The organism is Betaproteobacteria bacterium (genome assembly GCA_016791345.1).
GTDB lineage: Bacteria > Pseudomonadota > Gammaproteobacteria > Burkholderiales > JAEUMW01 > JAEUMW01.
On the sequence record JAEUMW010000011.1, the window covers coordinates 1 to 8,356 of the forward strand.

An 8,356-nucleotide genomic window follows, 5' to 3' on the forward strand; every position below is an offset into this window, starting at 1 on the left:
TGCTCCAGCGCGTAATGCGCGGCGCTGACCAGATGGCGCGGCGGCAGGTCGGTCGCGCGCCCTTCCGCGAGCAGGCGCGCGCCTTCGCGGATGGCCTCCTCGTCCTCGGCGCGGAACGGAATGATGTCCGCGAGCGCGCGCTGCGCGAGGTTGCGGCGCGTCTGGAACGCGATCTCGTCGACCACCATCGGAATTACGCGCGGAGCGCTCGCCATCAGAGGCGGCGGAATCCGATGGCCGGTGCGCGCGCGATAGAGCCCTTGCCACACGCGCAGCAACCGCGTGGCCGGCCGCGGGAAGCCCATGCGGCGCATCATCTCGGCGAGCAGGTACACGCGCAGGTACGCCGTGGGATGCGCGCCGCCGGGCCGGTACGTCATTGTGCGCGGCTGCGGATGCGCCAGGAAATCAGCCATGCCCCAGGCCGCCGCCGGCCCACCGAGCAGGATCGCGGCGAGGTCGGCGAAGATCTCCTTGTGCCAGCGGCCGTACACTGTCGCGAGGAACGGATCGCGCGCCGATCCCATCACGCGCCGCAGCACCGCCTGCCGATTCTCCTGCCAGATGCCGAGATCGGCCTGGAGGTTGTGCGCAACTTCATGCAGGAACACCGACTGCCACGGCTGGTCCCGATCCCATGGAATCCTGATGAGCGGGAACGGATTCGGCTCGCCGAGCAGGCGCGAGAGCGAGACCCCGCGGCGCATGGTTGCAGGCGAGTAGCCGTGCTCCATGTAGCACACGGGCTTCAGCAAGGGGCCGGTGAAGATGCGCGGTGCCGCCTGCCGGATGGCGCGATAGCAGTCCTCCGCGATCGTATCGTGCGCCGCGAGCGATGGCGCGAACGCCGTACCGCGCTGGGCGAACACTTCGTAGAACATTCCGAAAAGGCGCCGCGCGCGGTCGAGCTCACGTTCCACGAGCGCCACGTCGATGAGTACGGTCTGCGGTGGCCGCCGTTCCCATCCTCGCAGCTGCTCGAATCGCCGGCGAATTCGTTCCTCGACCTGCCCTAGGCGCCGGTTCGCGACCTCGAAGTGTTGCCGAGACGGCGCGTAGGGCATGTCCTGGGGACGCAGCCCGACGAACGCGTTGTCCACGCGCGCCAGCCGGCTCAGGCGGGCGGAGAGCCCGGTGATCTTGGCCTGGAGGAAGCGGCGCAGGTCCATGGGCACGCTCATCGGGCGTGGGGCTGATACTAACGCGAACGGATGGTGATGGTCACCGGACCGCGCAGCATCATGCGGCGCCTGCCGCAGGCGGGACACCCTCCGACGGCCACTGCACCAACGCGGCGCGCCACACCTGCCGCAGGCGCGGCAGCCGCCGCCCGACGTGCGACTGGCGCGACGACGCGAGCCACGACGCGAGCCCCTTGCCCGCGCGCCGTGGCGCGACGCTGGGCCGTAACGAGCGGACGCGCGAGGCGCCGCACGGCCTGCGGACGCCGCGCCACGGCGGTCGCCGCGCGGCGCACCACAGCCGCCGCAGCGCGCGGCGGCATGCGGCGGCGCTGCGCGATGCGCCGTGCCGTCGTGACGGCACGCGCGACGGCACGCGCCGCCTGTGGGCCCTGGCGGCGCACGGCCTGACGCACTGCGCGGCTCACGGTGCGCACCACCGCTCGACGGACGGGCGTGGCGGCACGCGCGACCGCAGGCACGGCGCGGCGCACGATCATGCCGGCCAGCACCGGCGCGGCGGCGTCGATCGAATCCTCGTCGAGTCCGTCCACCAGGTCGTCGAAGGTCTCGAACTCGTCCGCACCGTCGGCCAGCAGCCGGCCCGCCACGTTCGCAAGACGGCCGATGAGCTGCGCCTGCGGGATCGGGATCATGCTGGCGATTGGGCCCACCACGCGCGCAACCTGGCCGACGCCGCGCCCGACGCGACGCGCGACGTTTAGCGCGCCGCTAGCGATGCGGCGCAGGCGGCGGAAAAACTCGTCCCCGTCACCGGCATCGAGCGCATCGGCGACCGCGTCTTCCATGGCGTCGAAGTCTTCTTCCGCCATCTCGAATCCGTCGCCTTCTTCGAACTCGTCGCCTTCCTCGAACTCGTCGCCTTCCTCGAACTCGTCGAATTCTTCGAATTGCCCGCCGCCGCCACCGACAAGCTGCCCAAGCCCGCCGAGGAGACGCCCGATGAATTCGTCGTCGCCCTCATCCCCCGACTCGAACTCTTCGTAGGCATCCCCCTCGTCGAACTCGTCGTAGGCGTCCATCGAGCTGCGCGCAGGGCCTTCAGCAGCGTCGTACATCAGGTCGTCCATCACATCTGCGTCGTATCGGTCCATGAGTGGCTCCTTTTCCGCGGCAAGCCGGTTAGCGCGGGTTGATGGTCAAGGTGACCGGCCCCCGGAAGCGGTAGGTCCGCGGGCCGGCTGCGGGACGCGCAGCGGTTGCGCCGCGGCCGATGTCGGTCGGGCGCGCGAGCGGCCGGGAGCCGCCGCCGGGTGTCTGTCCAAGACGCCGCGCCAGCGCGGGGTTCCGTGCGACGCGGCGCGCCGCGCGCGGCAGCCCGCGGCGCATCGCCTGCACGGCGCCTTGGGGCGTCGGCGCGCGTCGTTGCGCAACGCGCGCCGCCGACGTGGCGAGACGAGGCAGCGCACGCACGGCACCCGGCGTTCCGCCGCGGGCAAGCTCGCGCGCTGCGGCGCCGATGCCGCGGACGAGGGCGCGCCGTCCGGCGAGTGAAAGCTGAGCGATGTTGCGGAAACCCAAGCCGCGTGCGGCGGCCCGCGCGGCCAACGCAACCACCGCGGGCAGCGCCTCGTCCACGCCTTCCTCTTCGTAGAGGTCGGCCATGGCGTCGAAGGCGTCGATCTCGTCGAAGCCCTGCCCGAGGAGCTGGCTTAGCTGTCCGAACAGACCCTGCGCGCCGCCTGCGGCCTGTCCGACGGAACCGGCGACACCGCGCGCTTGACGTGCGCCGCGTTGCACCGCCTGCGCAGCGCCGCCGATCTGCGAGAGCCCGCCCGCAAGTCCGGGCGCGCCGAGCATCCTTGCCAGCTGCGCGGCCGCCTGCGCCGCGGGCGAAACGGCGCCCGCGACACGGCCGACCTGGCCGGCGACCCGACCCGCGCGCTGCGCAAAGCCGCGCACTTGGCCGGCAGCGCCGCCGGCCGCGCCGAGACCACGGCTGACCACACCCGCCGCGCGCCCAAGACCGCCAAGCAGGCGCCCAAGGAACTCGTCGTCGTCTGCTGAGTCGAGCGCGTCGGCCACTTCTTCCTCGAACGCGTTCCACACGGTCATGTCATCGGCGCCCTCCTCGAAACCGTCGCCGAGATCTGACGCCGCATCCTCCGCGTACGCCTCCATGGCCGCATCTGAGTCGCCCGCGTCGAATGCGTCCTCGGCACTGTCGCCGACATCGAGTTGGTCCTCAAATCCGTCGCCGGCCTCTCCTTCGTCAAAGGGTGATTGCGGCGACAAGTCGTCTGCTGCGTCGGCGGCATCGAGCTCGTCGAGCTGGTCGCTGTCGAATGGTGTCATCGTCAAATGCCTCCGTCGTCTCCGCGTCCGCTGTGCGCAGCCGCGTCGCTGTCGTCACACACCTGGGCGCGGCGAACGTGACCTTGCGTTGTACAGAATCTAAGGGACTCCGGTGCACCGTGACAACGCCATCTTCGTACTCGCCGATCGAGGCTCGTCGATGCGAACGCGAGCGAGATAACGGGTGCGAAGGTTGCAGCCCGCACGCACGTCCTAGGACGCACGCCTGTATGGCGACTCCCTCAAATGGGCGGGTTCTTTGGGCGATTGAATGATTGACGCGCGAGGCGCATGGATGAACAATGCCCTCGTAGCTCGTTGACATTAGAGCCTTGGAGTGCGTTCTTCGTCTGGAGGGACTGTGAGCGCGTCATGGGTGTGCCATTTCCCAGGCATTTCTGCGCGGATGCTGGGTAGAACAGTAGGTCGCATCGCAGCGAGTTGCTAGACGACCCTCTCGAAGCCCAGCGGCAAACGCCGCCTCTGAGCTGGGCTCAGCGGCACCGAGCGTATCCCCCAACGACAGCACGCGTCATCCACCAGATGGTTATGGCAACCAGGCGCACAGGGAAGGCGACGTCGCTTTCAGAGGGCTCCGGCAGCGCTAAATCGGCGCTCTCCGCCGTGACCGGCAAGCTTGCCAATCGCATTACGGTTCCAGCCGAGAGGGAAACGAATCCGACGCCCGTCGCGGCGGCACCCAAGGGCATACCACCCGCGCTCGGGTTTTTCCAGATGGGTGCGCGCAGGCTCCGCGTCGTTTGCGTCGACGATATCGTGCCGAGTCATGTCGCGTCACACAGAAGTGCGCGCGCACGACTGGTATACGCGCCCGGCGAGGTAACACACTTCGACATCGACGGCCACCGATACGCCGTTGTGCCCGAGGAGGAGCAGTCGGGCGAAGCGTCCGCGCCTGACGGCGCTGGGCCGCACGAAGGCGACAACCTCCACGGGCGTCTCACAAACCGCGAACTCCAGATAGTGCAGTTAATCAGCATGGGCTGTCTCACCAAGCAGGTTTCAGATCGCCTGCACATCAGCGAATTCACGGTCCGGTCATACCTGAAGACCATCTACTGCAAGCTCGGTGTGCGCTCGCGCGGTGCACTGGTGTATCGGTACGCGCAATCCTTCAAGCGGCGGGAGGAGTTGCCGTGAGGCACGTGGGGCGTGCGAGATCGGCGCGTCGGACTGCTGCGTGGTGCATGTCGCCGAACAGATAGCACCCCTGGATGAGGAAACCACTGCTGCAGAAAGTACATACGCAGCATGCGCTCCAAACCCATCGCCGCGCCGCTGCGCGGTCTGGGGTAGACGGATTCGTCGAAGGCACGCAGCAGCGACCAAGGCATTATCTCGTTGAAGTCGACGAGATACAGTTCGCGCGTCGTGTCAGCTTGGCGATACGGTTGATCCCGCCATCGAAAGCGTCCTCTGCTTTCCCTACGTCATCGTGCATTCATCGTCCTAGTCGCGCCTTCTCCATCAAACACAGCTTGGCGAATAATTCAGAGTCTCGTTAGAGCCGTGGCGCGGTTCCAGATCGGGGTCGCTCGTCACCGGCACTGCCAACACCTTCCAGATGTCTTCGCAGTACTCCCGCACCGCCCGATCGGACGAAAACCGGCCCATGCGGGCGACATTCAGGATCGACATCCGGGTCCAGCGCGGCACATCGTGGTACGCCCGCTGCACATTGTCCTGGCACGCGACGTACGCCGCGTAGTCCGCCAGCACCAGATATGGATCATGGTGGATCAGGTTATCGACCAGCGGGCGGAAAACCTCGGTGTCGCCGCCGGAGAAGAACCCGTCGCGGATCTGGTCCAGGGCTTCGCGCAGCTCGGGATCACGCTCGTAGACATCGTGCGGTCGGTAGCCCTCGCGCAGCGTGCGGTGCACGTCCTCTGCGGTAAGGCCGAACAGGAAGAAGTTCTCAACACCCACCGCCTCGCGGATTTCGATGTTTGCGCCATCGAGGGTCCCGATGGTGAGCGCCCCGTTCATGGCGAACTTCATGTTGCCGGTGCCGGAGGCTTCCTTGCCCGCTGTGGAAATCTGCTCCGACAGGTCCGCCGCGGGATACACCAGGTGCGCATTCTTCACGTTGAAGTTTGGCAGAAAGACGACCTTGAGCAGTTCGCGCACCGCCGGATCGTTGTTCACCACCTCCGCAAGCGAGTTGACGAGCTTGATGACGAGCTTCGCCATCGTGTAGTTGGGTGCGGCCTTGCCGGCGAAGATCACGGTCCGCTTGGCGTGACCACGGTCCGGATGCCGGCGCATGCGGTTGTAGAGCGTGATCACGTGCAGCGCATTAAGATGCTGCCGCTTGTATTCGTGGATGCGTTTGGCCTGAATGTCGAATATCGAGTCGGGGTCGACAGTCACGCCCGTCGAACGCAGGATCAGCCGCGCGAGATTCACCTTCGCCTCGCGCTTCATCCTTCGCCAGTCCTCCTGGAATCCCACCTCGTCCGCGAAGGGCTCGAGCCGGCCGGTGTCGGCGAGGTCGGTGATCCAGCGGGTGCCGATTCGGTCGACCAGCAGGCGCGCGAGTGCAGGGTTGGCGAGCACGATGAACCGACGCGGCGTCACGCCGTTGGTCTTGTTGCTGAACTTTGCGGGCCACAGCTCGTAGAAGTCGCGCAGGGTCTCCTGCTCGAGCAACTCGGTGTGCAGGGCCGCGACACCGTTGATGGCATGGCAGGCAACACACGCGAGGTTCGCCATGCGGATGCGCGGCTCGCCGTGGTTGTCGATTAGGGACAGGCGCTGCACGCGCGCGTCGTCGCCAGGGTAGCGGCTGCGCACCTCGTCCAGAAAGCGGCGGTTGATCTCGAAGACGAGATCGAGGTGGCGCGGCAGCAGCGACGCGAAGAGCGCCACCGGCCAGGTCTCCAGAGCCTCAGGCAGGAGCGTGTGGTTCGTGTAGCCGAAAGTGCGGTGCGTGATGTCCCAGGCGGTGTCCCATTCGAGGTTGTACTCGTCGAGCAGGAGCCGCATCAGCTCCACCACGGCGATCGCCGGGTGAGTGTCGTTCAGCTGTACGGCATACTTCTCCGGGAAGCGCTCGATCCGGCTCTCGCCCTGGAAGAAGATCCGCAGCATGTCGCGCAGCGAGCAGGAGACGAAGAAGTACTGCTGCTGCAGGCGCAGTGCCTTGCCGATCTCCGGTTCGTCGTTCGGGTACAACACTTTCGAGGTCGTCTCCGAGCCGATCTTGCTGCGCACTGCGCCGTAGTAGTCGCCGCGATTGAAGGCCTGCAGATCGAATGATTCACACGCCTCGGCCTTCCACAGGCGCAGCAGGTTGGCGGTGCCCACCCCGTAACCCGGAATCGGCGTGTCGCAGGCAACACCCCGGATCACGACATCCGGAATCCACCGCACGCGATATCGCCCATCCGCATCGGACTTTCCTTCGGTACGCCCGCGCAGCTTGACCTCGAAGGCGAGCTCGGGACGCACGATCTCCCAGGGGTTGCCGAAGCGGAGCCAGTTGTCCGCGAGCTCGACCTGCCAGCCGTACTTGATCGCCTGTTCGAAGATGCCGAACTCGTAGCGGATGCCGTAGCCGATGGCGGGGATCTGCAGGGTCGAGAGGGAGTCGAGATAGCACGCGGCGAGGCGCCCGAGGCCACCGCTGCCGAGACCGGGCTCCTGCTCCTGTTCCAGGAGGTCTTCGAGCGCGATGCCGAGCGCGGCCATCGCCTGCCGGGTGGGTTCCCAGATCCCCAGGGCGATGAGCGCATTGCCCAGGTGCGGGCCGGGCAGGAATTCGGCCGACATGTAGCAAACCGTTCGGACCTTGCGCGCGTGATACGTGGAGCTGGTATTGATCCAGCGCTTGAGCAAGCGGTCGCGCACCGTGTACGCCAGTGCCATGTACTGGTCGTTCTTGGTCGCGATGGCGGGGAAGCGGGCCTGGAGACAGAAGAGGTTGCCAAGGAAATCACGCCGGATCGCATCGGCGCTGAGGCCGGTGCGCGAATGCTCGTGGCCGGCGTCGGCGGAAAGCGAAGCCCGCCCCGAGTGCTGGTGCGATGCGTCGACCGTGGTCGCCTCCCGGTCGAATTCGGCACCGATCTCGCACGCGATCTCGTGCCCTGTCATGTGCCTCGCATCGAGCGCGCGAAACCCCCGCAGCGGCTCGGGCACGACCATATCGCGCAGCAGCACCAGCAGTGCGGACGCTTGCGATTCGCGCACCCGCGCGAGCGCGGGTCCGATCTCCAGCAGCGCCCAGTCCGAGGCAACGAACTCGGGCGAGACAAAGAAGGCATAGACGGAGGACGTGCGCAGGGCCGCCTCGAACGCCTCGCGCCAGTCGTGCCGCTTCCTGATCTCCGCGTCGAGATGGTAGTCCACATGATGCCGGTCCAGGCCGGGGATGACCTCGACCACCCTCGGCTCGTCCGTCGCAGCATAGAACAGCAGCGCGCGCCGCCTTTCACTGACCATGACCGGTCCTCCCCTGGGCGATGCTTCGCAGATCCGCTCCAGTCACCCAGGCCGCACAAGACGTCCTCGTGCGAGCCGGAGTCGACCGCCCCGCATGCGCCTGGCCGGAACAGTTTCAAATTAGCCCCGAACACGGCGCCGAGCAAGCCCGACAAGGTAAGCGCCCAGCGCCGCTCCATACCGGGACAGATGTCCCTCCTCGCAACAGACTTGGGGCTGCAGGCAGGCATCCCGCACGCGGGATCACCAGCCAGAGACCGCACACAGGCCGCGAACGGCGACCGATGAGGTCCGTGGCATGCGGCCTGCTGAATACAGGCATCGGCATTCGCAGTTGCACCATTCCGTGACAGTGTACGCCGCGCCAGTGCGGGTTTGATCCAGCGCAAGGG

General features: G+C 67.0%; 5 protein-coding genes. 1 reads left to right on the forward strand and 4 read right to left on the reverse strand.

Annotation, left to right across the window (positions count from 1 at the left end; translation table 11 throughout):
• The 3 genes from JNK68_00315 to JNK68_00325 form a co-directional block, all read right to left on the reverse strand.
• The coding region (locus tag JNK68_00315; GenBank protein MBL8538790.1) for a hypothetical protein at nucleotides 1-1,169 on the reverse strand (1,169 nt) is incomplete at its 3' end.
• Nucleotides 1,170-1,198: 29 nt separating this feature from the next.
• Nucleotides 1,199-2,296, reverse strand: a complete 1,098-nt coding sequence (locus JNK68_00320; protein MBL8538791.1) for a hypothetical protein — start codon at nucleotides 2,294-2,296, stop codon at nucleotides 1,199-1,201.
• 28 nt (nucleotides 2,297-2,324) lie between these two features.
• On the reverse strand, nucleotides 2,325-3,497 hold the full coding sequence (locus tag JNK68_00325; GenBank protein ID MBL8538792.1) for a hypothetical protein: 1,173 nt from the start codon (nucleotides 3,495-3,497) through the stop codon (nucleotides 2,325-2,327).
• Between the two features lie 624 nt (nucleotides 3,498-4,121).
• Here JNK68_00325 and JNK68_00330 point away from each other — a divergent pair.
• Nucleotides 4,122-4,658, forward strand: coding sequence for a response regulator transcription factor (locus JNK68_00330; protein MBL8538793.1), 537 nt, complete (start codon nucleotides 4,122-4,124; stop codon nucleotides 4,656-4,658).
• 327 nt (nucleotides 4,659-4,985) lie between these two features.
• Here the strand turns inward: JNK68_00330 and glgP are convergent, their stop codons facing one another.
• Nucleotides 4,986-7,964 carry a glycogen/starch/alpha-glucan family phosphorylase gene (glgP, locus tag JNK68_00335; protein ID MBL8538794.1) on the reverse strand — a complete coding sequence of 993 codons (2,979 nt, stop codon included), beginning with the start codon at nucleotides 7,962-7,964 and terminating at the stop codon, nucleotides 4,986-4,988.
• Nucleotides 7,965-8,356: the final 392 nt, after the last annotated feature.